26 protein-coding genes are annotated in these 26,284 nt (G+C 58.0%); 12 read left to right on the forward strand and 14 right to left on the reverse strand.

Going from position 1 to position 26,284, the window contains the following annotated elements:
- The first annotated feature begins 1 nt into the window (after position 1).
- Genes J7400_RS06275 through cobF form a run of 3 tightly spaced genes read left to right on the forward strand, consistent with a single transcriptional unit; the run spans position 2 to position 2,789 of the window.
- Positions 2 to 1,318, forward strand: coding sequence for a cobyrinate a,c-diamide synthase (locus J7400_RS06275; RefSeq protein ID WP_209060900.1), 1,317 nt, complete (start codon positions 2 to 4; stop codon positions 1,316 to 1,318).
- Positions 1,315 to 2,037: a uroporphyrinogen-III C-methyltransferase gene (gene cobA / locus J7400_RS06280; protein WP_209060902.1), complete on the forward strand. Its 723-nt coding sequence runs from the start codon at positions 1,315 to 1,317 to the stop codon at positions 2,035 to 2,037. The genes J7400_RS06275 and cobA overlap by 4 nt, the downstream gene beginning before the upstream one ends.
- Positions 2,034 to 2,789 (forward strand): precorrin-6A synthase (deacetylating), encoded by a 756-nt coding sequence (gene cobF / locus J7400_RS06285; RefSeq protein ID WP_209060904.1) that lies wholly within the window; start codon positions 2,034 to 2,036, stop codon positions 2,787 to 2,789. Before cobA ends, cobF begins: the two co-directional genes overlap by 4 nt.
- On the opposite strand, the gene J7400_RS06290 is transcribed toward cobF, so the two are convergent.
- The 7 genes from J7400_RS06290 to J7400_RS06320 form a co-directional block, all read right to left on the reverse strand.
- A complete protein-coding gene (locus tag J7400_RS06290) occupies positions 2,786 to 3,931 on the reverse strand; it encodes an iron-containing alcohol dehydrogenase (protein ID WP_209060906.1) in 1,146 nt (381 codons plus the stop codon). The genes cobF and J7400_RS06290 overlap by 4 nt on opposite strands.
- On the reverse strand, positions 3,928 to 5,310 hold the full coding sequence (locus J7400_RS06295; RefSeq protein ID WP_209060908.1) for an aldehyde dehydrogenase family protein: 1,383 nt from the start codon (positions 5,308 to 5,310) through the stop codon (positions 3,928 to 3,930). The genes J7400_RS06290 and J7400_RS06295 overlap by 4 nt, the downstream gene beginning before the upstream one ends.
- Positions 5,311 to 5,405: 95 nt before the next feature.
- The gene (locus J7400_RS06300; protein WP_209060910.1) at positions 5,406 to 6,770 is read right to left on the reverse strand and encodes a glutamine synthetase family protein; all 1,365 of its coding nucleotides are present in this window, start codon (positions 6,768 to 6,770) and stop codon (positions 5,406 to 5,408) included.
- Between the two features lie 75 nt (positions 6,771 to 6,845).
- Entirely contained in the window at positions 6,846 to 7,880 is a 1,035-nt protein-coding gene (locus tag J7400_RS06305) for a TRAP transporter substrate-binding protein (protein WP_209060911.1), read from the reverse strand.
- Positions 7,881 to 7,932: 52 nt separating this feature from the next.
- A complete protein-coding gene (locus J7400_RS06310; RefSeq protein WP_209060912.1) occupies positions 7,933 to 9,255 on the reverse strand; it encodes a TRAP transporter large permease subunit in 1,323 nt (440 codons plus the stop codon).
- Entirely contained in the window at positions 9,255 to 9,851 is a 597-nt protein-coding gene (locus J7400_RS06315) for a TRAP transporter small permease subunit (protein WP_209060914.1), read from the reverse strand. The genes J7400_RS06310 and J7400_RS06315 overlap by 1 nt, the downstream gene beginning before the upstream one ends.
- Positions 9,852 to 10,616 (reverse strand): N-formylglutamate amidohydrolase, encoded by a 765-nt coding sequence (locus J7400_RS06320; protein WP_209060917.1) that lies wholly within the window; start codon positions 10,614 to 10,616, stop codon positions 9,852 to 9,854.
- 130 nt (positions 10,617 to 10,746) lie between these two features.
- Between J7400_RS06320 and J7400_RS06325 the strand changes: the two genes are divergently transcribed.
- Together J7400_RS06325 and J7400_RS06330 are read left to right on the forward strand one after the other, a co-directional pair.
- The gene (locus J7400_RS06325; protein ID WP_247738647.1) at positions 10,747 to 11,610 is read left to right on the forward strand and encodes a MurR/RpiR family transcriptional regulator; all 864 of its coding nucleotides are present in this window, start codon (positions 10,747 to 10,749) and stop codon (positions 11,608 to 11,610) included.
- A gap of 268 nt (positions 11,611 to 11,878) precedes the next feature.
- A complete protein-coding gene (locus J7400_RS06330) occupies positions 11,879 to 12,958 on the forward strand; it encodes a response regulator (RefSeq protein ID WP_209060925.1) in 1,080 nt (359 codons plus the stop codon).
- 4 nt (positions 12,959 to 12,962) lie between these two features.
- Here the strand turns inward: J7400_RS06330 and J7400_RS06335 are convergent, their stop codons facing one another.
- Entirely contained in the window at positions 12,963 to 13,553 is a 591-nt protein-coding gene (locus tag J7400_RS06335) for an acyl-homoserine-lactone synthase (protein ID WP_209060927.1), read from the reverse strand.
- Between the two features lie 561 nt (positions 13,554 to 14,114).
- Between J7400_RS06335 and J7400_RS06340 the strand changes: the two genes are divergently transcribed.
- The 3 genes from J7400_RS06340 (at position 14,115) to J7400_RS06350 (ending at position 16,433) form a co-directional block, all read left to right on the forward strand.
- Positions 14,115 to 14,495: a hypothetical protein gene (locus J7400_RS06340; RefSeq protein ID WP_209060928.1), complete on the forward strand. Its 381-nt coding sequence runs from the start codon at positions 14,115 to 14,117 to the stop codon at positions 14,493 to 14,495.
- A gap of 113 nt (positions 14,496 to 14,608) precedes the next feature.
- The gene (locus J7400_RS06345; RefSeq protein ID WP_209060929.1) at positions 14,609 to 16,084 is read left to right on the forward strand and encodes a HAMP domain-containing sensor histidine kinase; all 1,476 of its coding nucleotides are present in this window, start codon (positions 14,609 to 14,611) and stop codon (positions 16,082 to 16,084) included.
- 10 nt (positions 16,085 to 16,094) lie between these two features.
- Entirely contained in the window at positions 16,095 to 16,433 is a 339-nt protein-coding gene (locus J7400_RS06350; RefSeq protein WP_209060930.1) for an Hpt domain-containing protein, read from the forward strand.
- Between the two features lie 9 nt (positions 16,434 to 16,442).
- Here the strand turns inward: J7400_RS06350 and J7400_RS06355 are convergent, their stop codons facing one another.
- Entirely contained in the window at positions 16,443 to 16,832 is a 390-nt protein-coding gene (locus J7400_RS06355; protein WP_209060931.1) for a response regulator, read from the reverse strand.
- A 196-nt stretch (positions 16,833 to 17,028) separates the two neighbouring features.
- On the opposite strand from J7400_RS06355, the gene J7400_RS06360 reads away from it, so the two are divergent.
- Positions 17,029 to 17,793 (forward strand): enoyl-CoA hydratase-related protein, encoded by a 765-nt coding sequence (locus J7400_RS06360; protein ID WP_209060932.1) that lies wholly within the window; start codon positions 17,029 to 17,031, stop codon positions 17,791 to 17,793.
- Between the two features lie 56 nt (positions 17,794 to 17,849).
- Here the strand turns inward: J7400_RS06360 and J7400_RS06365 are convergent, their stop codons facing one another.
- On the reverse strand, positions 17,850 to 20,093 hold the full coding sequence (locus J7400_RS06365) for a molybdopterin cofactor-binding domain-containing protein (protein ID WP_209060934.1): 2,244 nt from the start codon (positions 20,091 to 20,093) through the stop codon (positions 17,850 to 17,852).
- 3 nt (positions 20,094 to 20,096) lie between these two features.
- A complete protein-coding gene (locus tag J7400_RS06370) occupies positions 20,097 to 20,555 on the reverse strand; it encodes a (2Fe-2S)-binding protein (RefSeq protein ID WP_209060935.1) in 459 nt (152 codons plus the stop codon).
- A 416-nt stretch (positions 20,556 to 20,971) separates the two neighbouring features.
- Between J7400_RS06370 and gap the strand changes: the two genes are divergently transcribed.
- Positions 20,972 to 21,970 carry a type I glyceraldehyde-3-phosphate dehydrogenase gene (gene gap / locus J7400_RS06375; RefSeq protein WP_209060937.1) on the forward strand — a complete coding sequence of 333 codons (999 nt, stop codon included), beginning with the start codon at positions 20,972 to 20,974 and terminating at the stop codon, positions 21,968 to 21,970.
- Between the two features lie 84 nt (positions 21,971 to 22,054).
- Complete coding sequence (locus J7400_RS06380) at positions 22,055 to 22,198, forward strand: hypothetical protein (RefSeq protein WP_209060938.1); 144 nt, start codon at positions 22,055 to 22,057, stop codon at positions 22,196 to 22,198.
- A 79-nt stretch (positions 22,199 to 22,277) separates the two neighbouring features.
- Here J7400_RS06380 and J7400_RS06385 read toward each other — a convergent pair whose 3' ends face one another.
- The gene (locus J7400_RS06385; protein ID WP_247738648.1) at positions 22,278 to 23,090 is read right to left on the reverse strand and encodes an ABC transporter permease; all 813 of its coding nucleotides are present in this window, start codon (positions 23,088 to 23,090) and stop codon (positions 22,278 to 22,280) included.
- Between the two features lie 169 nt (positions 23,091 to 23,259).
- Between J7400_RS06385 and J7400_RS06390 the strand changes: the two genes are divergently transcribed.
- A complete protein-coding gene (locus J7400_RS06390) occupies positions 23,260 to 23,856 on the forward strand; it encodes a GcrA family cell cycle regulator (RefSeq protein WP_209060939.1) in 597 nt (198 codons plus the stop codon).
- A gap of 190 nt (positions 23,857 to 24,046) precedes the next feature.
- Here the strand turns inward: J7400_RS06390 and J7400_RS06395 are convergent, their stop codons facing one another.
- Entirely contained in the window at positions 24,047 to 24,868 is an 822-nt protein-coding gene (locus J7400_RS06395; RefSeq protein ID WP_209060940.1) for a prephenate dehydrogenase/arogenate dehydrogenase family protein, read from the reverse strand.
- Between the two features lie 194 nt (positions 24,869 to 25,062).
- Positions 25,063 to 26,280 (reverse strand): multidrug effflux MFS transporter, encoded by a 1,218-nt coding sequence (locus J7400_RS06400; RefSeq protein WP_348540125.1) that lies wholly within the window; start codon positions 26,278 to 26,280, stop codon positions 25,063 to 25,065.
- Positions 26,281 to 26,284: the final 4 nt, after the last annotated feature.

Below are 26,284 nucleotides of genomic sequence, written 5' to 3' on the forward strand. Positions count from 1 at the left end.
CATGACCACCACCATGCCCCCCGGCATCCTGATTTCCGCCCCCTCCTCCGGCACTGGCAAGACCACCGTGATGCTGGGCCTGCTGCGTGCGCTGGCCGAAGATGGCCTGAACGTGCAGCCCTTCAAATCCGGCCCGGACTACATCGACCCGGCATTCCACCACGCAGCCGCGCGCCGTCCAGCGTTCAATCTGGACACATGGGCCATGCCACCGGCCCTTGCTGGCGGGATATCAGAACAGGCGCAAGGCGCGGACATCATTGTTGCCGAAGGCTCCATGGGGCTGTTTGACGGCGTTGCGACACGTGGCGAAAACGGCTTTGGCAGCTCTGCGGAAACCGCGCTGATGATGGGCTGGCCTGTGGTTCTGGTGATCGACGTGGGTGGTCAGGCCCAATCTGCCGCCGCCACCGCGCTTGGCTTCAAAACCTACAACCCCGATCTGCCCTTTGCCGGGGTGATCCTCAACCGCTGCGCCTCCCCGCGCCATGAGCGCCTCGCGCGGCTGGGCATGGATCAGGCCGGCATCAATGTGCTTGGCGTACTCCCCCGTCGCGGCGATCTTGCCCTGCCAGAGCGCCACCTTGGCCTCATTCAGGCAATTGAACATCCCGATCTCGAAGAAGCCATCACCGGCTATGCAGCCTTCCTGCGCGAGCACGTGGATTTGGAAGCCATCAAAGCAGCAGCCAAAGCAGGCCCCGCGCGCACAGGACAGCTGCCCAAGCCCCCGGCCCAGCGTATCGCTCTGGCACGGGATGCGGCCTTTAACTTCACCTATCCGCACCTTCTGACCGGTTGGCGCAACGCGGGTGCAGAGATCCTTCCCTTCTCTCCGCTTGCCGATGAAGCCCCTGATGCCAGCGCCGATCTGGTTTGGCTGCCCGGCGGCTATCCAGAGCTGCACGCAGGCACGCTTGCCGCCAATCAGACCTATCTTTCGGGTTTGCGCAAACACGCTGAAACCAAACCGGTGCACGGCGAATGCGGCGGCTACATGGCACTGGGCCAAGCCCTGATCGACAAAGAGGGCAACCGCCACGAAATGGCCGGCCTTCTGGGGCTTGTGACCTCTTATGAGAAACGCAAGTTCCACCTCGGCTACCGCCAAGCGACGTTGCAGGCCCCAATGCTGGGCTTTGACACCGGCGCACGCCTGCGCGGCCACGAATTCCACTATTCCACCATTCTGGAAGAACCAGATGCCCCGCTCGCCCAAGTTGGCGATGCAGACGGCAACCCGGTGCCGGAAACCGGCTCCATCAAAGGCAACACCACCGGCACCTTCTTTCACCTGATTGCAGAGGCCTCCGCATGACCGGCTTTGTCAGTTTCGTAAGCTCCGGCCCGGGTGATCCCGAATTGCTCACCCTGAAGGCGGTGGACCGCCTGCAAAAGGCGGAGGCCGTGCTGTTTGACGACCTCTCCGCAGGCCCCATTCTGGAGCACGCCAACAAAGAGGCAGATCTTGTTGGGGTGGGCAAACGCGCAGGCCGCCCGTCGCCCAAGCAACACCACGTCAGCCAGCTTTTGGTGGATTACGCCCAATCCGGCGCCCATGTGGTGCGCCTGAAATCCGGTGACAGCGGTATTTTTGGCCGTTTGGAAGAAGAGATCACCGCGCTCAAAGAGGCTGGCATTGATTTTGAAATCATCCCCGGTGTGACGTCGGCCAGCGCCGCCGCCGCTGCTGCTGGCATCCCACTGACCCGTCGTTTGGTCGCCCGTCGCGTGCAATTTGTCACCGGTCACGATGTGGCGGGCGCCCTGCCCGGCGATCTCAACCTTCAGGCGCTCGCAGACCCCGGTGCCACCACCGTGCTGTTCATGCCCAAGCGCACTTTCCCGGAACTGGCCGAAAAGCTCTTTGCCACGGGCCTGCGCCGCGACTGCCCTGCGCTCTTGGCTGAAAGCGTGTCCCACCCGGAACAGACGCTCACCCGTACCACGATGGACGAGCTCGCCAAACAGTTGGCCGAAGAGATTTCCTCAGCACCGGGCATCATCCTCTTTGGCGAACTGGCAGATCCCAAATGACCACGCTTTCCCTCGTTGGCATTGGCTCAGGCAACCCGGACCACCTCACCCGACAGGCGCTCAAAACGCTGGAGGCGGCAGATGTCATCCTGCTGCCCCGCAAGGGCGATGAGAAAACCGAACTCGCTGACCTGCGCCGCATGATCGCCGCAGAGCTCCTCACCACCGAGCCCAAAATCGTCGAATTTGACTATCCGGTGCGCGACGCGGACACGCCGAAATATCTCGACGGGGTGAACACTTGGCACGATGCACTTGCCGCGATCTGGCAAGATCTCATCGCCACGCATGCTCCCTCTGACGGCCATGTGGCGCTGATGGTCTGGGGCGACCCGTCGCTCTATGACAGCACCTTGCGCATCGCAGATCGCCTGATTGCACGCGGCATCCCGCTCTCTGTGAATGTGGTGCCCGGCATCACCTCTCTGCAGATGCTCACCGCCGCCCACGCCATACCGCTCAACACTTTGGGCGATCCGGTCCAGATCACCACGGGGCGCAAGCTGCGCGAAGACGGCTGGCCCGAAGGTGTTTCAACCCTGGCCGTGATGCTGGATGGCAGCTGCTCTTTCCAGCATCTCGATCCTGAAGATCTGCACATCTGGTGGGGCGGCTATGTGGGCATGGATCAGCAAATCCTGATCGAAGGCCCGCTGGCAGAAACCTCCGCCAAAATAATCAAGGCCCGCGCAGATGCACGGGCCCAGATTGGTTGGATTATGGATATCTATCTGCTGCGCAAAGCGGCTTAGACCGTCGCCTCAAACAGCGCTGTGAGGTTCGCCTCAGTCAGTTCCACCGGGTTGCCACCGCAGCTCGGATCAATCAGCGCGCCTTTGACCAGCTCAGGGATGGCATCTGCTTTCACGCCAAGGTCAGACAGCTTGCGCGGAATGGCAAAGCTGTCGTTGAAGCCCTGCACAAAGGCGCGGAACCCATCAAAGCCGCCTTCAACACCAAGATAACCAGCAGCGCGATCAAACCGCTCCGCAATTTCAGGCGCATTCAGCTCCAGAACCGCCGGCATACAGACCGCATTGGTGGTGCCGTGGTGCGTGTTAAACATCGCGCCCACCGGATGGCTCATGGCATGGATGGCGCCAAGACCTTTTTGGAATGCCGTCGCGCCCATCATCGCCGCACTCATCATATGCGCACGGGCTTCCAGATCTTTGCCATCGGCATAGGCGCGCGGCAGGTTCTCGATCACAAGCTTCATGCCTTCCAGAGCGATGCCCTGGCTCATCGGATGATAATGCGGGCTGGAATAGGCCTCCACACAATGGGCAAAGGCATCAAGCCCGGTGCCTGCGGTGATGAACTGCGGCATGCCCACGGTGAGCTCCGGATCACAGATCACAATGGCTGGCAGCACCTTGGGGTGGAAGATGATTTTCTTCTCATGGCTCACGGAATTGGTGATGACGCTGGCGCGCCCCACCTCAGAGCCCGTGCCAGCTGTGGTTGGAACAGCAATGATCGGCGCAATCCCGTCAGGATCGGCGCGGGTCCACCAATCGCCAATGTCCTCAAAATCCCAAACCGGACGGGTCTGGCCAGACATAAAGGCCACCATCTTGCCCAGATCAAGGCCTGAGCCGCCACCAAAGGCGATCACCCCGTCGTGCCCACCAGCGCGGTAGACCTCAAGACCCGCCTCAAGGTTCTTCTCATTGGGGTTCGGATCAACTTCGGAGAACATCGCGCGCCCAAGCCCGGCAGCTTCCAGAAGATCCAGTGTCGCCGTGGTGATCGGCAGATCCGCGAGACCTTTGTCCGTCACCAGAAGCGGCTTCTTCATGCCGGTAGCCGCACAGGCATCTGCCAGCTCCTTGATACGGCCAACGCCAAATTTCACTGCAGTCGGGTAAGACCAGTTGCCAACAAGTGTCATGATGTCACCTTTTTCAGATGGTAGGATTTTGGACGTGTGAGGTTCTGGAAGCCAATCACCGAGAGCCCTCCGCCACGCCCTGTGTTTTTGCAGCCGGTCCAGCACAGGCCCGGATCGAGGTAATCCGCCCGGTTCATGAACACTGTACCGGTCTCGATCTCATTGCCCACACGCTCTGCGCGCGCGACGTCTTTGGTCCAGAGGCTTGCGGTCAGACCAAACTCGCTATCGTTCATCAAGGCAATCGCCTCTTCGTCAGAGGAGACCTTCATGATGCCGACAACAGGGCCAAAGCTCTCATCACGCATCACGCGCATGTCATGGGTCACATCGGTCAGGATCTGCGGTGTGAGGTAAGCCCCGCCATCATCCTCGGCAAAAGTCTCAATATGCGCCGTCGCCCCGGCTTCCAGGGCTTCCGCAATCTGCGCGCGCACCTCATCAGCAAAACGCACGTTGGCCATCGGGCCAATTGTGGTTTCTTCATCCAGCGGGTTGCCTAGCTTGTAGCCGTTCACAACTGCCACAGCCTTTTCCACAAAAGCGTCATAGAGGCTTTCATGCACATAGATCCGCTCGATACCACAGCAGCACTGACCGGAATTGAACATCGCCCCGTCAATCAGCGTATCCACGGCCGCATCCAGATCCGCGTCTTCCATGACATAGCCCGGGTCTTTGCCGCCAAGCTCTGTGCCAACGCCCGTAAATGTGCCCGCCGCCGCGCGCTCCATCGCCTGACCGCCGACGACAGAGCCAGTGAAGTTCACAAAATCAAACGCATTGCCCGCAATCAGATCATTGGTCACGTCATGGCTCAGGAAGACATTCTGGAACACATCTTCCGGCACACCCGCGCTGTGGAAGGCCTGCGCCATGCGCTCACCCACAAGAAGCGTTTGCGTCGCGTGTTTCAGCATAACGGTGTTGCCCGCAATCAGCGCAGGTGCCACCGTGTTGATCGCGGTCATGTAAGGGTAGTTCCAGGGTGCCACCACAAAGACCACGCCATGCGGCAGACGCTTGATGTAGCGCTTAAACGTCCCGTCTTCGCCCACCTGAATATCCGCCAGAGACTCCGCAGCGATGTCCGCCATATAGCTTGCGCGCTCATTAAAGCCGCCAAACTCCCCGCCATAGCGCACGGGCCGGCCCATCATCTTGGCAATCTCTGGCACGATCTCATCGTTCATCGCGCCCACAGCGGCCACACCCGCCATCACCAGATCAATCCGCTCCTGCAAAGGCCGCGCGGCCCAGGCTTTCTGCGCGTCCTTTGCACGTTTGGCCGCAGCAAAGGCCTCATCAGCACTCAGTACAGGCCTTTCTGCAAAAACCGACCCATCGATCGGAGAGATACATGTCAACATGCCGCTCATGGCAACACTCCATCCATAAGGGGCACAACGCCCCGCTTTCTCATTCGTCAAATATCCCGGGGAGTGTGAGGGGCTGGCCCCTCACCTCTTCCGGCTTACGCCCGTTCAAACCCGCGCGCAATTTCCCAATCGGTTACCACCGCGTCAAAGGCTTCCTGCTCCCATTCGGCCATCCGCACATAATGGTCAACCACTTCGCTGCCCATCGCCTCGCGCAACATGTCAGAGCCGCGCAGCGCCTCGGTTGCATCACGCAGGTTTGTCGGGATCACATTGTCGCCTGCCTCATAAGCATCGCCTGTCAAAGGCGTGCCCGGATCGAGTTTCTCTTCGATGCCCTTGATGCCTGCTGCCAGCATCGCCGCGATGGCCAGATAGGGGTTCATATCCGCCCCCGGCACTCGACATTCCACGCGCACAGCCTTGCTGCCATCACCGCACAAACGGAACGCGGCCGTGCGGTTGTCAACCGACCAGACCTTGGCGGTCGGCGCAAAGCTGCCCTTCTGGAAGCGCTTGTAGCTGTTCACATAAGGCGCAAGGAACACGGTGATGTCATCTGCGTATTTCAGCAAGCCGCCCAGATAGTTGCGCGCCAAGTCAGACATGCCCAGATCCTTGTCCGCATCATAAAACGCAGGCACGCCGTCTTTGATCCAAAGCGACTGGTGCACATGGCTGGCGCTGCCCACTTTGTCATGGTGCCACTTTGGCAGGAAGGACACCGCATGGCCCTGCTGCCAGCCAATCTCCTTGGCCGCATGTTTGGAAATCGTATGGTTTTCGGCTGCGTCCATGGCGCTGCCATAGCGGATGTTGAGCTCTTCCTGCCCGGTTTCTGCCTCCCCTTTAGACCCTTCCACAGGAATGCCTGAGGCATAAAGCCCATTGCGCAACGCGCGCATCACACCTTCTTCCTTGGTGGTCTGAAGGATGTGATAATCCTCATTGTAAGCGCTGATCGGGGTCAGGTCGCGATAGCCCGTCTTGCCCAGCTCTTCAAAGCTCTGCTCAAAAATGAAGAACTCAAGTTCGGTTGCCGACACCGCTTCAAAACCCATCTCCGCAAGCCGTGCGATCTGTTTCTTCAGCATCGCGCGTGGGGAATGCGCAATGTCGTGGTGACCGTGGTGATCCATCACGTCACAGATCACCAGCGCAGTGCCTTCCAGCCACGCCGCCCGGCGCAAAGTGCTCAGGTCCGGCTTCATCAAATAGTCGCCATAGCCTGCCGCCCAGCTAGTTGCGGCATAGCCTTCCACCGTGTGCATCTCCAGATCGGTCGCCAACAGGTAGTTGCAGCAATGGGTTTCCTCCCACGCGCTGTCCACAAAGTGCTGCGCCACAAACCGCTTGCCCATCAAGCGACCCTGCATATCCACGATACAGGCCAGAACAGTGTCAATTTCGCCGCTCGCGCTCAGGCCACGCAGCTCATCAAGGGTCAGATTGCCAGACATCAAATGCGCCTTCTTTGTTGAGTGCCGAAGCCCCATCGACGGACGGGGCTTCGAAAGATGTTATTGCCGAAAGACTTAGCCGTAACGGTACGGGCGACCCGCCGCCTGCATGTCTGCGTTGTACTTGCGGAAGATCTCCACAACTTTTGCCTTGGTTGGGCTTTCCGCTGCGATCTCATCCCAGAATTTCACAGCTGCGGTTTCCACCTGTGCCCATTCTTCATCCGGAATAGAGGTCAGCTGCATCTTGGTGCCGTTCACACGCAGGTTGGCCTCGCCGCCCCAATACCACCACTGACGATAGTAGTGAGACTGGTCACAGCAAACGCGGAACAGGGTCTGCAGATCTTCTGGCAGCTCATTCCACCGGTCTTGGTTGGCAAAGAAGCTGCCCGCCCATGCGCCGGAAATGTTGTTGGTCAGGAAATAGTTGGTCACATCGGCCCAACCCACGGTGTAGTCCTCCGTGATGCCCGACCATGCGATGCCGTCAAGCTCGCCGGTCTGCACAGCCACTTCGATGTCTTCCCAAGGCAGGGTCACAGGCACCACGCCGAATTGGCTGAGGAAGCGGCCTGCGGTTGGGAAGGTGAAGATGCGCTTGCCTTTCAGATCAGCCAGGGAGTTGATCGGATCTTTGGTGGCAAAGTGGCAAGGATCCCATGCACCGGCGCTGATGTGCTTCACACCCACTTTGGAATACTCTTCGTCCCAGATCTCGTTCAGGCCGTACTGATTGAACAGCACAGGCACATCGAGGCTGTAGCGGGAGGCAAACGGGAAGTAGCCGCCAAACACGGTCACCTCAGTCGGCGACGCCATGGAGTCATCGTCAGACTGCACCGCATCAATGGTGCCGCGCTGCATGGCACGGAACAGCTCACCTGTCGGCACAAGTTGGTCAGCGTAGAAGAGTTCAATCTGCATACGGTCGCCCGCAATCTTGTTGAACATCTCAATCGCCGGATCGATCACATGTGCTGCCAGCGCGGGGCCGGCATAGGTCTGCATGCGCCATTTGATGGTGCTTTGCGCAATCGCCGGTGTCGCCAACGGTGCCGCAACTGCGCCAGCGCCAGCGGCTTGAAGAAACTTACGTCTTGTCGTCATCTCTTACTCTCCTTGTTGAATCTGGCCCCGTTTTCGGCGCTCTGTAGATTTTTTATTTTCCGTAGACATATTCCGGCAGCCACAGCGCGATCTGTGGGAAGATCATCACAAGTGTGAGTGCCAGAACCATGACAAACACGAAGGGCACGATGCTGCGATAGATGTCGCGCAGAGTGACTTCGCTTGGTGCCATGGCCCGCATGAGGAACAAGTTATAGCCGAATGGCGGTGTCATATAGGCGATCTGTGTGGTGATCGTATAAAGCACGCCGTACCAGATCAGATCAAAGCCAAGCGCCTTCACCAGTGGCACATAAAGCGGCGCCACGATGACCAGCATCGCTGTGTCGTCCAGAAATGTGCCCATCAGGATGAAGCTCAGCTGCATCAGGATCAGGATCATCCAGGGATCAAGCCCCAGCTGCTCGGTGAACAGATTGTCGATGGCTTTCACCGCGCCCAGCCCGTCAAACACCGCACCAAAACCCAGAGCGGCCAGAATGATCCACATGAACATGCAGGAAATGCCAAGCGTGCTGCGCACAGAGGTTTCAAACACCTCCCGTGTCATACGTCCCTTCAGAACGGCAGCCACAAAGGCCGTGATCGCACCAATCGCCGAGCTTTCCACCAGCGAGGTCCAGCCGTTCACAAAAGGCACCATCATGGTGGCAAAGATCACGATCGGCAGCAGACCAGCCCGCAGCAGGCGCAGCTTTTCTGCGCGCGAAATATCGCGATCCGCTTCTGGCAAGGCCGGGCCCAGCTCCGGCTGAATGCGGCAGCGGATCACCACATAGAGGATGAACATCGCCGCCATCATCAGGCCCGGGAACACACCGGCCAACCACAGCTGCCCCACCGGCTGGCGCGCAATCATGGCGTAAAGTACGAGCACCACAGAAGGCGGCACCAGAATACCAAGGCTCGATCCGGCCTGGATAACCCCGGTCACCATGCGCTTGTCATAGCCGCGTTTGAGCAGCTCCGGCAGCGCAATGGTCGCCCCGATGGCCATGCCCGCAACGCTGAGGCCGTTCATCGCCGAGATCAGCACCATCAACAGGATGGTGCCAATCGCCAGACCGCCCCGCACCGGCCCCATCCAGACATGGAACATCTTGTAGAGATCGTCGGCGATCTTGGATTCACTCAGCACATAGCCCATGAAAATGAACATCGGCAACGTCAGCAGCGGATACCATTTCATCAGCTTCATCGCGGCGGAGAAACCAATATCACTGCCCCCCGTGCCCCACAGCAGCACCGCTGCCAGAACACCCACAAAGCCAATGGCCCCAAAGACCCTCTGCCCCGTCATGAGCATCAGCATCATGGTCGAGAACATCAGAATGGCGATCATTTCATAAGACATCAGTAGTCAACTCCACGCATCCGCGCGATGTCTTTGAACAGTTCAGAGACCGCCTGTAAGAACATCAGAATAAAGCCAAAAAGCATGATCAGCTTGATTGGCCAGAGAACCGGCCGCCACGCAGTCGGGCTGCGCTCGATATAGCCGATGATTTCACTGGCCGCCTCTTTGCCACCGGTGACATAGGCCCAGACCAGATCGCGATAGAACGCATAAGGCTCGACGCCAAAGTGCCCCAGAGAATAGGCGCTGGATCCCACCGCCCCATGAATGAGGATCGCGATATAAAACATCAGGAAGAACACGGTCATCGCGTCCACCGTGGCGCGCTGGCGCAACGTCCATTCCCCGTAAAACAGGTCCATCCGCACGTTCGATCCAAGCTGCATCGAATATGGTCCGCCAAGGATGTAGTAGGTCACCATGGCAAACTGCGCCATCTCCAGCGTCCAGAGCGAAGGCGTCGCAAAGGTTTTTGAGAAGGAGGACCACAGCAAAATCGCCATCATGACGAAAATCCCATACATGATGAACCGCCCGATCCGGCGGTTAAATCCGTCGATGCCGCGAATGTAGAGCCGCACAAGCTTTGGCATTTACAGCCCCTCTTCCGTCGTAGAGTTGTCAGCGAGTGTGTGAAGGCCAGCACGCAGCGCGCCTTCGATCACATCGGCCATATGCGCAATCTGCGCCTCAGTGCGCAGAAGATCATTGCGCACCTCAAGCATCACATTTGCCACCTTATTTTTCAGGCCATAAAGCTGCAGAGAGTGGGTCACGCCATCTTCCGGCCCATAAGGCGCATTGCGCTGCACATCATGCTCAGAGTCCGAAAGCGCCTCCAGCATTCCATCCGCGAGTCGTGTGTCCCGGTCGTGCAACACGCCAATCTCCACCGCGCGCGGTGCGCCGTGATAAACTGGCGTAAACGAATGCACGGTGACCAACGCCTTGGGTTCCATCAAAACCAGGACCTGCTCCACCCCAGCCCGAAATGGTACATAGATCTGCTGCACACGCGCGTCCCGCGCATCCGCTGACAGATCAACATTGCCGGGAATGTCAAAAACCTCACTGCGCTGGGGGATCGCGCTCTCCGCTTCGGGCGGGCGATTGCAGTCGTACAACAGGCGCGACACGCCACCGGCCACCAAGGTGCTGCCAAAGCGCTGCGCCAGCAGCCGTGTCAGCGCTAGCGCCCCCGGATCCCAAGCCACATGGCTCTCGCGCACGTCATCGCTCAGCCCAAGTGTGCCAAAGCAATCGGGGAAATGGTTGGAAGCGTGCTCACAGACAAACAGCACATCACCGGGCGTGACCGGCCCTTCAACATGTACCACTTCGTCATCTTCTAAAGTCATTGGTGCCCCCTTTGTGAACAAACTTCTTCAGGAGCTTGTCTTCTGTCAATAATTATTCTGAAAATTCTTCTTCTTTAGAAAAAACTCTGAAACTATGCTTACAGAAACAGCAGAGAGATGGGGCACCCCCTTGGCAGACACCGCGCAGGAAAAGATTAACAAGGTTTATGAAAGCCTTACGCGCGCAGAGCGGCAGCTCGCAGGCGTGATTCTGGAAAACTATCCTATGTCCGGCATGGGCTCGATCACGCGACTTGCCGAGAAAGCTTCGGTTTCCACCCCAACAGTCGCGCGTATGGTGCAAAAACTCGGCTATTCCGGGTTTCCCGAATTTCAGGACACTTTGCGGCAGGAAGTGGAAGCGCGCTTTTCCAACCCCATTGCCAAACATGAAAGCTGGGCGCAAAGCGCACCCGAAGAGCACCTCCTCAACCGTTTCACCGAGGCTGTAATCGGCAATATCCGCCAAACTCTGGCAAGCGTTGATCCCGCACAATTTGACGCGCTGGCCGCGCTGCTCGCTGATGAAAGCAATGCGCTTTACATCACCGGTGGTCGCATCACCCACGCGCTCAGCGAGTATCTACACCTTCATATGCAGGTCATTCGCGCACGCGTGCGCCACATCCGATCCACCTCAAACGCATGGCCGCATGACTTGCTGGATATTTCAGAAGGCGATATTGTGTTGATCTATGACATCCGGCGGTATGAGAACTCCACTTTGCGGCTTGCCGAAATCGCAAAGGCGCAGGGCGCGCGCGTGGTTCTTATCACCGACCAATGGCAAAGCCCGATCAGCCAATACGCGGAGATTTCGCTGAATTGCCGGATCGAAGCTCCTTCGGCCTGGGACTCCACCATTGCCATGATGCTCTTGTCCGAAACCTTGATCGCCGCCGTACAGGAAGCCTCTTGGGGCCGGACCGAACAACGCATGCGCACGCTGGAAGACATGTTCGACCAGACAAAGATCTTCCGGAAATTTGTCTGAGCGAGCACCTGCTGTCAATTTCACCCCAGGGTGGAAGTTATGGCAATGGAGCACCTCAAACACCCGTAGCCCCCCTAAGCTTATGATTTTGCACGGATAGACTTCCTAACAAATCCTTAATTTTTTCGAATCAAGTCAATCTTTCGCCCCTTTCTGGACGCATTCGCTTTGCACTGTCTGACCAAGGCCGGTGGGCAGAAGCCGCGTCGGCACTGTTGGTTTGCGTTTCACGCTTTATCAGACAGGCAGCCACAGAAAGGGCTGAGACATGAAGATATTGGCCGTCGATGACGACGAGAGCATTTGCGCGCTTCTGGCGGAGGCCGTAGCGACCAAAACCGATCACACCATCGTCACGGTGCCTTCGGGCCCCGAAGCTATCCGCGCGATTGCCAAAGCCAAAGTGCCTTTTGACTGCTTCCTGCTCGACATCCAGATGCCCGTGATTGATGGCATCACGCTGGCAGGCAAAATCCGCAAGACCAAAGGCTATGCCCGCACGCCCATCATCATGCTGACCGCGATGTCTCAGAAGAAATACATCGATGCAGCCTTCGCTGCAGGTGCCACGGATTTTGTCACCAAACCTTTTGATTTTCTAGAGCTTTTCAGCCGCATCTCTCTGGCGCACCGCATTATCTCCGAACAACACCGCATTACAGAGACCGCCAGCGAAATGGCGGCCTTGAAGCGGGATCTCCTGGAAACAACCACCCACAGCCTCAAAGAGCCCATTGAGCTCACCGGCGTGACGCAGATGGTTGGATATGTTGCTTTTGAAAACCACCTGATGGGCCTGCCTCGCTCCACCCTGCTGCGCAGCATGGCCTTCGCGGTTAAGGTCGACACCATTCAAAGCGCCTATACCGCGCTCTCGCCTGTCGCCTTTCGGCGCATGCTTACGGATGTCTCCAGCGAGCTGATGTCGGTGGTGGCAGACAATGACGCAATCGCGACCTATCGCGGCAATGGCGTTTTCCTTTGCGTTGCCCCGCGCAGCCGATCCTTTGAAAACACGCGCGTCGAAGCCGCGCTCAACGAGCGTCTAAGCTACGTTCCGTCAACGCAGATTGATGGTTTGATGAGCAAAACAACGGTCGGAGAGCCGCAAACCCTGCGCACCCTGACCCGGGCAGGCGCGGTTCTGGCTTTGCAGCGTGCTGTCGCCAATGCGGAAATACGGGCCACCAGCCAGCGCAGCAGCTTTGCATATTTGCGCAAGACAATGCGCCATCATCCTGGCAGCGGGTTCCAGACCGAAATGGAACGCCGCGCTTATGAGCATCTGCTCCAAGACGCTTTGCGTGAAGACATCGACACGCGCCCCGCAGCAGCCGCTTTCAGCTAACGCCTCAGTGGCGGTGGGTGTTTGACAGATCCATACGCGCGACCTGCACCGGAAGCCCGTCCACCAGCATAATCGGCCCTGCCGCTTCTGCTACCAGACCAAGACGTCTGATCCAACGCGGCCAAACTGCGGGCACCAGACCAAGAACATGCTTGGCGTCCATGGACCGCGCTGTGGTGATCAGCTTTTGCATCAGCTGCGTCTGCACTTCCATGCGCTGCTCAGCTGGCACATCCCGCGCCACAAAAACCCGGCTGGCGTCAAATACTCTCGGATCAATGGGCGCTTCGTCAAACAGCAGGTTGCTGGGGATTGACTCCAACATGCCCTTCTGCGCGTCCCGCACCATATAAGAGTACATGCCACATCTTGCGGTGGTCGGTGTCAAACGCACCCCGGCAAGCACGCGCTCGCCTTCATGAACCGCAATCCAGCTGCTTGCTGGCGTGTCGTACTGATCGTATTCCATACCCGCCACTTCTGGCAGGTCCCATTTATTCTGTACAATGAAGGACTGTTTGCGAGCCCTTAGTAGGTTGACCATCAGTTCGCCATGCTTGTGCATGTTCTCGAACGAGAGGGTCGTCGTCAGCATATCCATTCTCTCTCCGGATACCTCTTTGCCCCTTCCCAACCGTGTACACTGACAAATCCTAAAAAATTGTATTCACTCACAACAACGCCGATTTTCGGATGCAAAACACACGCAACCGACCAATCATCGCATCACCCATAGGTAGAAAGTTCACGCTTAGACAAAGAGTACGGCAGACAAAAGTTCGGAACAGAAAAACGAACTATATCCATACAAAATAGTGACTTAACTCATAACCCACCAGAGTTTACCACCTAAAAAAAGCGCTCCCCCAAACACCCATAGCACGATTGAGGCACAAATTTAGTTAAACATCTAGTGAAAAAGTTCACTAGGTGAAGTTTGTTGAGTGTTTCTGTAATGTGAACACAGTTTTTCTAATTTTAGTGCAATTTTATGTATTAAATTTACCATTCGTAAAGCTTTTGGTCCGATTTACAGGATAGGTGGGGACCAGAAATGACTTCGTAAATTCTCCCCGGCAAGACCATCAAAATGCCGTTTTCCAAAGTGAGATTCGGCAAACACCCCATCCAAGGGGTCGTCAGTTCGGAGGATGCCATGCAGACCTATTTTTTGAATTTTCACATCAAAGGTGAAATCGCGCATACGCTGCTGCTCTCTGAGCCGGAGCCAAAGCTTATGGTCGACATCTCCGCACAAACAGCCACCGAGTCCGACGCCCCCGGATTTCGCTACCCGCGCCGCGTGAGCTTCACAGTACGCGACAAGGCACTTATCGAGCGGTTCCGCAACACTGTCTCCCCCGGAGACGTGATCGAAGCCACCGGCACGTTTGATCAGTCCGGCTATGTGCCCCATCACAAAGGGCATATCGACACGACCTTTGAATTGCTCGATTTTGAGATCTCCCGCCCGGAGATGGAGCTTCAGCACAACGGTCGCGTCTTCAAAACCGATCACAGCGCCCCTGCGCATTAAACCCGCGTGGCCGCTGGCCTCCCCCCAAGATTGCGCATCCTACAGATGCTTGGGTCATCGCGCCAAACAGATTGAACGCACCGCGTCGGTCACTCTCACTTGGATGTTGCAGAATGCACATTGAACAACCTGAAAAGACGGCGCGATCCACACGAATGACCCGCCTGTTTGGCAAACCTTTGCGCGGTTTGTTTCCTATTGCGGCCCATCCGGTTGAGGATACCCGCCGCCTGCATCAGGAAATTCACGATTTTGCGCTTGGCGGCATAACCCTCTTTTGGCAGCGCCAAGGCATCTACGTCGGTGCTGGTTTTCTCTGTGGCTTCTATTTCTCCTGGAGCCTTGCTGCGTTTTGCTACCTGTTCATTCAGGCCACCGATCTGTTTGACAACTCGATCTGCTACAAGGTGATCAACCGCACGGACCATTCTTTGCGCCACAGCCAGCGCCTGCTCCGTGGTTTATCCCTGTCAAACGCGCTTTCCGCCGCCTCAATCGCCACCTTCATTCTGCTGCTGGCGCGCCTCGAAGGCCCCGGCCAGCACTTTATGTCGCTGTTCTTCCTGTTCGCCGCTGGCCTTTTTGCCGCCGTGAACAATCACCAGCTGACGCAAATTCTGGGCCTTCGGTTGATCACTTACGGTGTGATATTTATCTACATCCCCGTGTCAGACATCCTGGCCCAAGGTGCGTCCTTTGACTCCAAGCTCTGGCTCCACTTTGCGACCGCCCTGTTTGTGCTCTATTTCGTGCTTGAGTGCTCCACGATTTTTCTGCGCATGTATCAACGCACGCTGGACCAGATGGATGAGCTGCGCGCCGAGCGGGACAAGGCACGCGAAGGCTATGAGCTCAAATCGCAATTTGTTTCGGTTGTCAGCCACGAGCTGCGCACCCCTCTGACCTCCATCACCGGCTCCCTCACTCTGTTGCGTGAAACCGATCTGGCCAAAAATCCAGACAGCGCCAGCCGCATGCTTGAAATCGCGCACAAGAACAGTAAGCGCCTCAGCAAGCTGATCAACGATCTGCTCGACATCCAGAAAATGGAAGCGCGCAAGATGGTCTACCACTTCGCCCCTGTAGATCTCGGCCAACTGATACATGACGCAGCGCAATCCATCACGCCTTACGCAGATCAATTTGAGATCGTGGTGCGCACAGCGCCGCCGCCTCAACCTCTCACGGTGCGCGGCGACAACGAGCGCCTGATGCAGGTGCTCGACAACCTGTTGTCTAACGCCGTGAAGTTCTCCCATTCCGGCGGCTATATTGAGCTTGGCGCTCGTCTGGAAGGCGGGTGCGCCATACTGGAGGTGCGCGACTACGGCATCGGGGTTCCGCCGGAAAGCAGCCACCTGATTTTTGACAAATTCCAACAGGTGGACACGTCTGACAGCCGCAAATTTGACGGCTCCGGGCTTGGTCTCTCCATCGCCCAGCAGATCATCGAAGACCATGGCGCCGCCATCGACTTTGAAAGCACATTGGGCGAAGGCAGCCGCTTCTTTGCGATCTTCCCGCTTTGCGACACAGAGCAGGACATCAGCATTGAACTCCCCCAATCCCCTGCACAGCAAGACGCCTGAGACCACAACCATGTTTCCGTCCAAATATCAAAGGAAGTTTGCCGGATTGCGCCGCCGATTTCTCTCTGGCCTGCCCGCGCGGGAAGCGGAAATCGAAGATCTCACCGCCACACTGCTGGAACACGGCGCGTCCCCCAAAACACTTGAAGAGCTTTATCTCGCAACACACAAACTCGCCGGCATCAGCGGCACCTACGGCCTCAGAAAACTCGGCGATCTGGCGGAAGAGGTGGAACAATTGCTTGAGCCCGTGCGCCTCAGGCTCCCGACACCCCACGAACTCGAAAGCATTCTGGTCGCCACGGACATTCTCAGCGAGGAGCTGGGCGAGGTGATTGCAACCGCCTGAGGAGGCTACTCAGCGGATCTGTTGCGCTGCGATCAGCTGGCGCAGCTGATCTGGCAAGGCCACCGGGTCAAACGGCTTTTGAATGGCACCAATCGCGCCCTCCCGGATCTCGTCTTCATCTTTGGAGGCGATGTCTTTTGATGTCATGAACACCGCTGGGGTCTGCGCAAGCTCCGGCAAAGCACGCATCGCAGCCAACGTTTCCACGCCGCTCAGGCCCGGCATCATCACATCAAGCACCATCAAGTCGGGCGCAAAAGCCACCGCCTGTGCAAGCGCATCTTCGCCGCTGGCACATTGCAACACTTCAAACCCTCCGAGTTCCACCAACGCGAGAAGTGTAATCTCCCGAATATCGGGATCATCCTCGACATGTAGAATTTTGCGAAGCTCCGTCATCCGCAGCCACCCCAATACCCCATTACCATCACCACGCTGGCTACCCTATCCTCTGAAGCGCTTTGAGAAAAGCCTCCACAGTTTTACCCGATGACAGCAGCCAATTCATGACGCGGCGTAGCCAATGAGCACCCAACTTGAGCGATGCCCAATTTTACCGCAGCCTGAGAGCATTCGCGTCCGCATAGGAGATGTCATGGCCACGCCCCCCCTTTTGAAAGAGCGCATCGGCAGCGCAATGGTGCTGACCCTCAATGACCCGGCCCGGCGAAACCCGATCGGGGCGCCTTTGCGCGCGGCTTTGTCGGAAGCTCTCGAAGAGATTGAGGCCGACACAAGCATCCGCGCGGTCATCCTCAAGGGGGCCGGTGGCCATTTTTGCTCGGGCGGCGATATCGCAGCGATGGACGCGCCGATGCGGCAGAAGCGGATCAACTTTGAACAGGTCAAACGCCTGGCCAATCAAATCACCGGCGCGTCTGTTCCGGTGATCGCGGCCGTTGAAGGCTGGGCCGCTGGCGCTGGCCTTTCTCTGGCGATGATGTGTGACACGGTGATTGCGGCAAAATCGGCCCGTTTCCTCTCGGCCTTCCCAAAGATCGGTCTGATGCCGGATTACGGCCTGCTCGCATCCCTGCCCGCCCGCATCGGCCAGGCGCGCGCGCGTCAGGTGATGCTCTATGCCCGTCCTGTTGATGCTCCCACGGCGCTCAGTTGGGGCATGGCAGATGACATGGTGGAGGATGGAGACACCCTTAAGGCGGCGCTCAGCCTGGCACAGCATGTGGAAACACTTGGGCCGGAAGCTCTGCGCGCGATCAAAGCTTTCAGCTCCGGGCGACTGGACAGCGCGATCGATTATGAGCGCGATGTGCAGCCACGCCTGCTCGGCAGCGACAATGCCAAAGAAGGGCGCGCTGCTTTCTTTGAGAAGCGGCCTCCACGGTTCATCCCCGACTGACAAAAGAAAAACCCGCCGAGTATATCGGCGGGTTCTTACGTTTCAGGTCGTTCCGATCACACAAAATCAATGTGATGGTAGAGCGGCAGCTCCCGAATGCGTTGCCCCGTCGCAGCAAAGATCGCATTGGCCAAGGCAGGGGCTGCAGGCGGCACCGGAGGTTCACCGACGCCACGGATCTTCTCTCCGTTCTCAAGACCTTTCACAAAGATCTCCGGACATTGATACATCCGCATGCCTTCAGCATCCCAATAGTTGGCCTGCTCCACCATACCATCGTCGTAGGTGATTTCACTGTTGATCGCGTGACCAAGCGCAAAGACTACACCACCCTGAACGAGGTTTTCAAAGTTCACCGGATCGAGCACACGGCCAACATCCGCAGCGACCCAGACCTTGTCGATGGTGATCCCATCCTCAGTGTTTGTCACCTCAATCACCTCGGCGGTTGGCACCCCAAAGCTCTCCACAAAGGCGACGCCTCGACCTTTGCCCTCAGCCAGCGGGCTGCCCCAGTTGGACATCTCACCAACGGTTTCCAGAACCTTGCGCGCCACTGGGTTGTTGATCAAACGAATGCGCTCCTTCAGCGGATCAGCCCCCGCTTCATGGATCAACTCATCCAACATACAGTCGAAGAAGAAGCCGCCGGCAGAGGCCCCAACCGAGCGCCAGCTCGATGTGGGGGCCAACTCCGGCACGCGATAGGCCCGCATCCGGTAGTTGTCAAAGCTGTAGGGTGCATCCCAGGCCCCGGCGGCAATCTGCGTATCCGGCCCCGGAATGCTTATGCCCAACCGCCCCATCTGCGAGGCCACCACCGAAGGCATGGCGATCTGCAAATCTGCAGCCACGACTTGGCCGTTTTTCACCGCGCCAGAGGCCCGTGCCATCCCAATGTGGCGTGTAAAGTCATGGGCAAAGTCTTCTTCGCGGCTGTAGGTCAACTTGACCGGCGTGCCCCGCATTTTATTGGCGATCTCCGCAGCCATTTTGACATGTTCCAGCTCCAACCTGTGGCCAAAGCTGCCGCCCATGTAGCAGTTGGTCAAATCCACCTGAGCGGGCTCATGCCCGGTGATCGCAGCCACCTGCTGTTGCAACATGATCTGCACTTGGTGCCCGGTCCAAACCGTCACTTTGTCATCTTCCACCAAAACCGTGGCGTTCAGCGGCTCCAACGGCTGATGCGCCACATAGGGCACGCGATATTCCACATCCAAAGCCTTGCCGTGCGCTTTCTTGGCCTCGTAGACGTCGCCTTCATCACGCCAAACCTTGTCGAGCCGGTCGCCGCTAAAGGACTCAGCGACCATATGCCAATGATCATCCTGCCGCGCTGGATAAGGCGCTTCATCCCAATCAAAATCAATGGCTTGCGCGGCCTGAATGGCGCGCCAGGTATTGTCGGCCACAACCGCGACACCACCGGTGACCTCGACAATCTTCTGAACGCCACGCATCTCTTTGGCGGCGCTTGCATCATAGCCCTTCAGGCCACCGCCCTTGCGCGGATTGCAAACAACAGTCGCGTGCACAGCGCCTTCGACCTCAACATCGATGCCATATTCCAAAGTGCCGGTCGACTTCGCCAGAATGTCCAGCCGCTGCATAGGTTTGCCCAGCAGACGCCATTCGCTTGGATCACGCAGCGTGATGTCCATCACCGGCGCGAGCTTTGCTGCCTCAGCGGCCAGCTCGGTGTATTTCAGCGCGCTTCCGTCCGGCAGCTGCACCGCACCATTGGCCGTCTTCAGCTGCGCAACCGGCACCCCGCTGACGTTGGACGCTGCCAGCTTGAGCGTTTCGCGCGCAACAGCCCCCGCTTCGCGCAGCTTCACATAGCTATCGGGCACCCCGCTGGAGCCGCCCGTGATCTGCAAGCCCAACAGCTTGGCAAACCCTGACATCATGGTCCGCGCGCTTTCTGCGACAAAACTTGTGTCACCCGATTGAAACGGCACGCCATCAGCCGAAAGCGCCCGGTTCCAGTAGGCCTTGTCAGGCTTGCCGAAGCTGGTCTCGACCTGATCCAACTCGATATCCAGCTCTTCGGCAATCAACGCCGCTTGCACATGGGCAATCCCCTGCCCCTTGTCCCCGTGCGGCCCGATCAGCGTGACTTTCTCGCTGTCGATGATCACCCACGGATTGAAGGTCGCGGCCCCATCGGCCAGCCCTTCTTTCAACGGGTTTTCATAAGGTGTCTTCACACGATAAACGCCAAAGGCCACCCCGCCCACAACAGCGGCAGCGCCAAGCAAAAACGAACGGCGGGCGATCTTTCCAACAGTTCCCATGGCTTACACCTCCTGCAACTTGGAGGCTGCGGTTTTCACCGCTGCACGGATACGCGGATAGGTGCCACAGCGGCACAGATTGCCGCTCATGGCGTCATCAATGTCTTCATCCGTTGGGTTCGGGATATCAGACAATAGAGAGGCCGCCTGCATGATCTGCCCCGACTGGCAGTAGCCACATTGCGCCACCTGATGCTCCACCCAGGCTTCTTGCACCGCATGCAAGGCACCGGGCTGCCCCAGACCGTTGATCGTGGTCACTTCGCCATCCACATCCGCCACAGGCGTTTGGCAGGAGCGCACCGCAACCCCATCAATATGCACAGTGCAGGCGCCACATGCGGCAACGCCGCAGCCGTATTTCACACCTTTGATGTTCAGCTCATCTCTGAGCACCCACAGAAGCGGCATGTCGTCTTCGACATCCACCTCATGTTTTTTTCCATCCACGATCAATTGCATAAGCTGTCTCCCGTTCGTTGGAACCGTTCGCGTTAGCCTCCAGATAACGCAGCTTCATAAAAAATCACTCGCAGATCGTGCCAAATCTCAAAGACGCTGGGTCAATCGCTTGTGATACCCTCATCCGACCGACTTCCCGCAGGTGCCCAACGGACCTGCGTGCGCCCGCTGCAACTCGCTGATTCGGCACAATCGGAGAATTGCGCCAGCCCCCACCTTGTTAACCAACTCTTTACGAACAGCCTGAGAATGTTAGCGATACCGTGAGCGGCACCGATACCGCAACCGATAGCGGCATCGGTGCAGTTTATCGCTAACACACTCATAATTCACGGTATTTCACCTTCCGCAAAGACAACGCGGCGACTATAGCAATACCCAATCCCTATTTATCCGCGCAGCTACAGGAGCGCCTCATGACTGTTACCGTCGGCATCAATGGTTTTGGCCGTATTGGACGTTGCACTTTGATGCACATCGCAGAGGAAGCCCGCGAAGATGTGCGCGTTGTCAAAGTGAACGCCACCGGCCCGCTGGACACCGCAGCTCACCTGATCCGTTATGACTCCGTACACGGCCGCTTCCGCAACGAAGTTGTGGCTGGCAACGGCACCATGGATGTGGGCATGGGCCCGATGCGCATGTACTCCACCTACGACATGGACGAGCTGGACTGGGACGGTGTGGACATCGTTCTGGAATGCACCGGCAACTTCAACGACGGTGAGAAAGCCAAAAAGCACCTAGAGCGCGGCGCGAAGAAAGTGCTGATCTCTGCTCCTGCGAAAAACGTGCAGAAGACCATCGTCTTCGGTGTGAACGATCATCAGCTCGAAGCCAACGACAACATGATCTCCAACGGCTCCTGCACCACCAACTGTCTGGCGCCTGTGGCCAAAGTCCTGAACAACGCTTTCGGCATTGAAAGCGGCATCATGACCACGATCCACGCCTACACCGGCGACCAGCCAACCCTGGACCGCCGCCACAACGATCTCTACCGCGCCCGTGCCGCTGGTATGTCCATGATCCCGACCTCCACCGGTGCCGCCAAGGCGCTGGGTGAAGTGCTGCCTGAACTCAAAGGCAAGCTCGATGGGTCCGCAATCCGCGTGCCAACCCCAAATGTCTCTGCCGTGGATCTGACCTTCACCGCATCCAAAGACGTCACCGCCGAAGATGTGAACGCCGTGATGGCCGAAGCAGCTGCCGGTGAGATGAAAGGCGTTCTGGGCTACTCAGAATTGCCGCTGGTTTCGGTTGATTTCAACCACACCACTGAAAGCGCCACCTTCGCAGCAGAGCAAACCAAAGTGCTCGGCGGCCGTCTTGTGCGTGTGCTGGCATGGTATGACAACGAATGGGGCTTCTCCGCGCGTATGGCGGATGTTGCAGCCAAAATGGGCCGCATCTAACCCAAACCCATACTAAATCTTGCGCCCTCGGATGGGGTCAGGCATATCTGCTCTGACCAATATCATCCGGGGGCGCAGTGCTTCATGACCAATCCCATCGCTGTTTTTCTCGTCTTACTCTTTCTGACGGGTTTGGGTTTGGACATGCTGTTTAACGACAGCGCCGCCTCACTGCTTTTGGCCAAAAAGTTCTTTGAACTGATCGAATGGGTCGCCTTCTGGCGCTAGCCGGAACTGTCTAGCGGAAAAAAGGGCTGCTCTCGTTTCCGAAAACAGCCCCCAAGCAATCTCGATCATTTGACGTCGGTCAGCTCTTGAGCCGATAGCCGGTTTTCAGCATCCACCACGCAATGGTGCAGAGCGCTGCGGTGACCGTTGCCACAACCACCAGCCCCAGCACCGGCGCGCCGTCAGATACCCCGATCACGCCGTAACGTGTGCCATCAATCAGATAGAAGATCGGGTTCACGCGGGTGAAGCTCTGAAGCACAGGCGGCAAGGCCTCAACAGAATAGAATGTGCCGGAAAGAAAGGCCAAAGGGGTCACGATGAAGTTTGTGATCGCCGCCATCTGATCGAACTTCTGCGCAAAAATGCCAGCCACGATGCCAACCGCACCCATCATCGCGCCACCAAGGGCAACAAACAGCAGCGCCCAGAGCGGGTGTGCAACCCCCTGCCCCAAAACCAGCCCCACAACGAGGCTCATGGCCACCGCCACAAACAGCCCCCGTGCCACCGCGCCAGCAAGATAGCCAAGCACCATTTCCAGCGGAGCGAGCGGCGGCATCAGCGTGTCGACAATATTGCCCTGCACTTTGGAGATCACGATTGAGGAGGAGGTATTGGCAAATGCGTTCTGGATCACCGTCATCATCATGATACCGGGGATCAGAAATGTCAGAAACGGCACGCCCATCACATCGCTGCGGCTTGGCCCGATCGCGATGGAAAAAATCAGCAGGAACAAACCCGCGGTCACCAGAGGCGCCAGAAGGGTCTGCGTCCAGACGGACATAAACCGCAGAATCTCCCGCTGCGCGAGGGTCTGCAGCCCCAGCCAATTTACGCGCCCAAAGCGGCGCACACCCATTTGCAACGGTTGATCGCTCTTTGCCATGTCTCTCTGCCCTCACTGAGTTGTGCCTGCTGCGCCATTGTCCGCGATTGTCCGGGCGCGAAGTGATTCTTCGCCTTGTAACTCGGGCTGGGGTGGCTAGAATAGGCCCCTGACCAAGAAATGCAGAGGCGGCCTTAGGCGGGCCGCTTTTTAGCTGAGGAAGTGACGAATGTCCTGGACCGACGAGCGCGTAGAGCTGTTGAAAAAAATGTGGGGCGAAGGCCAATCGGCCAGCCAGATTGCCAAGGAGCTCGGCGGCGTGACCCGCAATGCCGTGATTGGCAAAGTCCATCGTCTGGGCCTGTCCAACCGCACCACCGGCAGCACCGCGAAAGCCGAGAGCAAACCAAAGGCAGAGGCCAAGCCAAAGGCAGCGCCCAAACCCAAGGCTGCGCCAAAGCCAAAGGCAGAGCCTAAAGCGGAAGAGGCAAAGCCGGAACCCAAGACCGAACCTGCGGTTGCCGCGCGTCCGCCACAGCCGCTGCGCAAGGCCATCATCCCCGCAGGTCAGCCGCTACCGCCGCAGCCATCCGCCAATGAAATCAGCCCAGAGGCGCTGGCCAAGGTCAATGAGGTGGAGAAAACCGCCAAGAAGCTCTCTCTGATGGAGCTGACCGAGCGCACCTGTAAGTGGCCTGTCGGCGATCCGGCAACCGAGGATTTCTGGTTCTGCGGCCTGCCTGTGCAAGCTGGCAAACCTTACTGTGAGGCCCATGTCGGCGTCGCCTTCCAGCCGATGAGCTCGCGCCGCGACCGCAAACGCTAAGGCGTCTCACAATCAAACAAGTAACAGCCCCGTCGATCCCTATCGCCGGGGCTTTTCTTTTTGAGCGCTCCCTAGCGTTGAAGCCGCAAGGCCTCCGGGCCTATGCCTCAAAACGCATCCAAAGAAATTCAAACTCTGGATGCGCGGGCCTTTCTCTTCAGGGTTTGCGCATGATCGCTGTTGTTGCGGTCTACGCAGCAGGTGACACGCTCTGTCCCTGAACAAGCAGGGTGGCCTGTTCAAATTGATCGCGCAGCACTTCGGCCTTTTGGAAGAACGCCGCGCGCACCTCTTTGGCATAAGGATTGGCCACCTCAATCGCGTGCAAAACCGTGGGCGGATCGTCCTGCACCATGCCCACAGCCTCCCGCAGCAAATCAAAGCTCGCCGTGGTCAGGCGCTCTGGCAGCGGCCCGAGATCCGTCATCACCTTGCCGATCAGGTGCGTCAGCCCCTGCACCATCGCCAACTCGCGGTCATGATCCTCTGCTGTGGTCACAATCACATTCAAACCCCGTTGGCGCAGAAAAGCGGCAATCCGACGCCAGCGGGTGCCACGTACCGGACACAGCGCGATCTTCCGTCCTTTCACGCTTTCCTTCGCACTTTGCGGTCCAAACAGCGGATGAGTTCCTAAAATCTCCACATGCGGCGGCAGATGCGCCTGCATATCCGCCATGGGAGCCACTTTGACGGAGCCCACATCCATCACCACCGTGCCCGGTTTCAGATGCGGGGCCAGCGCCCGGCATACATGCGCCATGCGCGCCACCGGCACCGCTAGGATCACCACGTCACACTGAGCCACCTCCGCCAGCCCCTGCAGTGCCAGCCGCCGCCCATCCGGCAGCACGGCGCGGCTGTACGCCGGATCACAGATCGTCAGCGCACACTGCCCTGCCAACTCACGCGCCACCAACCGGCCAAAGCCGCCAAAGCCCACCAGCCCCACGCGGAGCTGCGCCTGCGCGCCCAGATTGGCGCCATTCAAAAGTTTGAGTTCATGTCCCATGACCGAACCCCTTGTCTATCGGGCCACGCCTGTCCGGGATCTCATGTGTTGGAAGGTTTTTTGGCTTCATCCCCGGCAAACGCGGCGGATGAAAATGCTAAATACCCCGCCACTATGTGGTCAGGGGATAATAGATGCCAAAAAAAATGCCTTCAGTGTTCATGTCTGCTTCGTGCCACAGGGAAATTGCCCGGTCAAGCCGCTTCTGAGGTCTCCTCAAGCGGCTCTTTGATATCAAGCCAACGCACGTAAATCGCACATAGAAGCGAAATCGCCACACAGCCGATCATCAGCCCATAGAGCAACAAAACGCCATTCTGCGGTGTCAGCACAGCGCCTGTCACGCTGGTCATGACCGCGCCAATCGCCACGCTCATCGCGCCAGACAACCCAGAAGCGCTGCCCGCCAGTTTCGGGCGCACCGACATCGCACCGCTGTTGGTCGATGGCAGGGTTAAGCCGTTGCCAATGCCCACAAATATCACCGCGCTGGTGAAGGTTACCGGATGCACAAATCCGGCCAGAACAATCGCTAGCCCCAGCAGCAGACCAAACAGGCCAACCACCCGACCGGAGAGAATGAGGATCCACAATGGCAAACGCTGCGCCAGTTTTCCTGACAGGTATGAGCCAAAGGAAAACCCGATCGCAATCGCGCCAACCGACATTCCAACAGAAGAAGGACTAAGACCAAACACCTCGGCCCCGACCAAAACGGAGCCGGTGATATGCACGTAAAACGCTCCCACAGAAAAGCCGCTGCAGAGGGCATAGCCCCAGAAGCGCCGGGATTTCAGCAGCGCGGGATAGGTGGCAAACTGCTCGCCCATGGTGGCAGCGCGGTCGGTGTTGGTCTCGCCCAGATCACGCCAGCACAACGCGAGCAATCCAAATCCCATGACCAGATAAACCACGAAGCTCGCGCGCCAACCAAAACTCTCATGCAGCAGTCCGCCGACCGTTGGCCCCAACATCGGCGCAATGGCCATGACCATAGAGATATAGCCCAACTTGCTGGCGGCCTCCTGCGGCCCGTGCATATCGCGCACCACCGCCCGGCTCAGCGCGATGCCGACCACCCCCGCGGTCTGCAACATCCGCCAGAAGAGGAACCCTTCGATGCTTGCCGCCCAAAGACACCCCGCCGATCCGAAGGTAAAAATCGCCAGCCCCCACAGCATCACCGGTCGGCGCCCGTAGCGATCTGACAGCGGCCCGATCACCACCTGCAAAATCACTGTTATGGCCAGAAAGCCCCCCAGCGAGAGGTTGGCAACCGCGTAGTCCACGTCAAACTCCGCGGCGATGGCCGCCATAGAGGGCAGGAACATATTGAGCGACAGCACCGACATGGCCGTCAACAGCACCAATGTGTTCAGATGTGGCGGGCTACGTCCCAGATCATCCGTCACGCCA

This window comes from Shimia sp. R9_2 (assembly GCF_017743735.1).
Classification (GTDB): Bacteria; Pseudomonadota; Alphaproteobacteria; order Rhodobacterales; family Rhodobacteraceae; genus Shimia.

Coding starts and splice junctions, on each gene's coding strand:
- J7400_RS06275 (WP_209060900.1), top strand. CDS start 2: ATGACCACCACCATGCCCCCCGGCATCCTGATTTCCGCCCCCTCCTCC.
- J7400_RS06340 (WP_209060928.1), top strand. CDS start 14,115: ATGCAGACCTATTTTTTGAATTTTCACATCAAAGGTGAAATCGCGCAT.
- J7400_RS06370 (WP_209060935.1), bottom strand. CDS start 20,555: ATGCAATTGATCGTGGATGGAAAAAAACATGAGGTGGATGTCGAAGAC.
- J7400_RS06395 (WP_209060940.1), bottom strand. CDS start 24,868: ATGGGACATGAACTCAAACTTTTGAATGGCGCCAATCTGGGCGCGCAG.
- J7400_RS06305 (WP_209060911.1), bottom strand. CDS start 7,880: ATGACGACAAGACGTAAGTTTCTTCAAGCCGCTGGCGCTGGCGCAGTT.
- cobF (WP_209060904.1), top strand. CDS start 2,034: ATGACCACGCTTTCCCTCGTTGGCATTGGCTCAGGCAACCCGGACCAC.
- J7400_RS06300 (WP_209060910.1), bottom strand. CDS start 6,770: ATGTCTGGCAATCTGACCCTTGATGAGCTGCGTGGCCTGAGCGCGAGC.
- J7400_RS06360 (WP_209060932.1), top strand. CDS start 17,029: ATGGCCACGCCCCCCCTTTTGAAAGAGCGCATCGGCAGCGCAATGGTG.
- J7400_RS06320 (WP_209060917.1), bottom strand. CDS start 10,616: ATGACTTTAGAAGATGACGAAGTGGTACATGTTGAAGGGCCGGTCACG.
- J7400_RS06315 (WP_209060914.1), bottom strand. CDS start 9,851: ATGCCAAAGCTTGTGCGGCTCTACATTCGCGGCATCGACGGATTTAAC.
- J7400_RS06330 (WP_209060925.1), top strand. CDS start 11,879: ATGAAGATATTGGCCGTCGATGACGACGAGAGCATTTGCGCGCTTCTG.
- J7400_RS06385 (WP_247738648.1), bottom strand. CDS start 23,090: ATGGCAAAGAGCGATCAACCGTTGCAAATGGGTGTGCGCCGCTTTGGG.
- cobA (WP_209060902.1), top strand. CDS start 1,315: ATGACCGGCTTTGTCAGTTTCGTAAGCTCCGGCCCGGGTGATCCCGAA.
- J7400_RS06335 (WP_209060927.1), bottom strand. CDS start 13,553: ATGCTGACGACGACCCTCTCGTTCGAGAACATGCACAAGCATGGCGAA.
- J7400_RS06295 (WP_209060908.1), bottom strand. CDS start 5,310: ATGAGCGGCATGTTGACATGTATCTCTCCGATCGATGGGTCGGTTTTT.
- gap (WP_209060937.1), top strand. CDS start 20,972: ATGACTGTTACCGTCGGCATCAATGGTTTTGGCCGTATTGGACGTTGC.
- J7400_RS06355 (WP_209060931.1), bottom strand. CDS start 16,832: ATGACGGAGCTTCGCAAAATTCTACATGTCGAGGATGATCCCGATATT.
- J7400_RS06350 (WP_209060930.1), top strand. CDS start 16,095: ATGTTTCCGTCCAAATATCAAAGGAAGTTTGCCGGATTGCGCCGCCGA.
- J7400_RS06290 (WP_209060906.1), bottom strand. CDS start 3,931: ATGACACTTGTTGGCAACTGGTCTTACCCGACTGCAGTGAAATTTGGC.
- J7400_RS06380 (WP_209060938.1), top strand. CDS start 22,055: ATGACCAATCCCATCGCTGTTTTTCTCGTCTTACTCTTTCTGACGGGT.
- J7400_RS06345 (WP_209060929.1), top strand. CDS start 14,609: ATGCACATTGAACAACCTGAAAAGACGGCGCGATCCACACGAATGACC.
- J7400_RS06310 (WP_209060912.1), bottom strand. CDS start 9,255: ATGTCTTATGAAATGATCGCCATTCTGATGTTCTCGACCATGATGCTG.
- J7400_RS06365 (WP_209060934.1), bottom strand. CDS start 20,093: ATGGGAACTGTTGGAAAGATCGCCCGCCGTTCGTTTTTGCTTGGCGCT.
- J7400_RS06390 (WP_209060939.1), top strand. CDS start 23,260: ATGTCCTGGACCGACGAGCGCGTAGAGCTGTTGAAAAAAATGTGGGGC.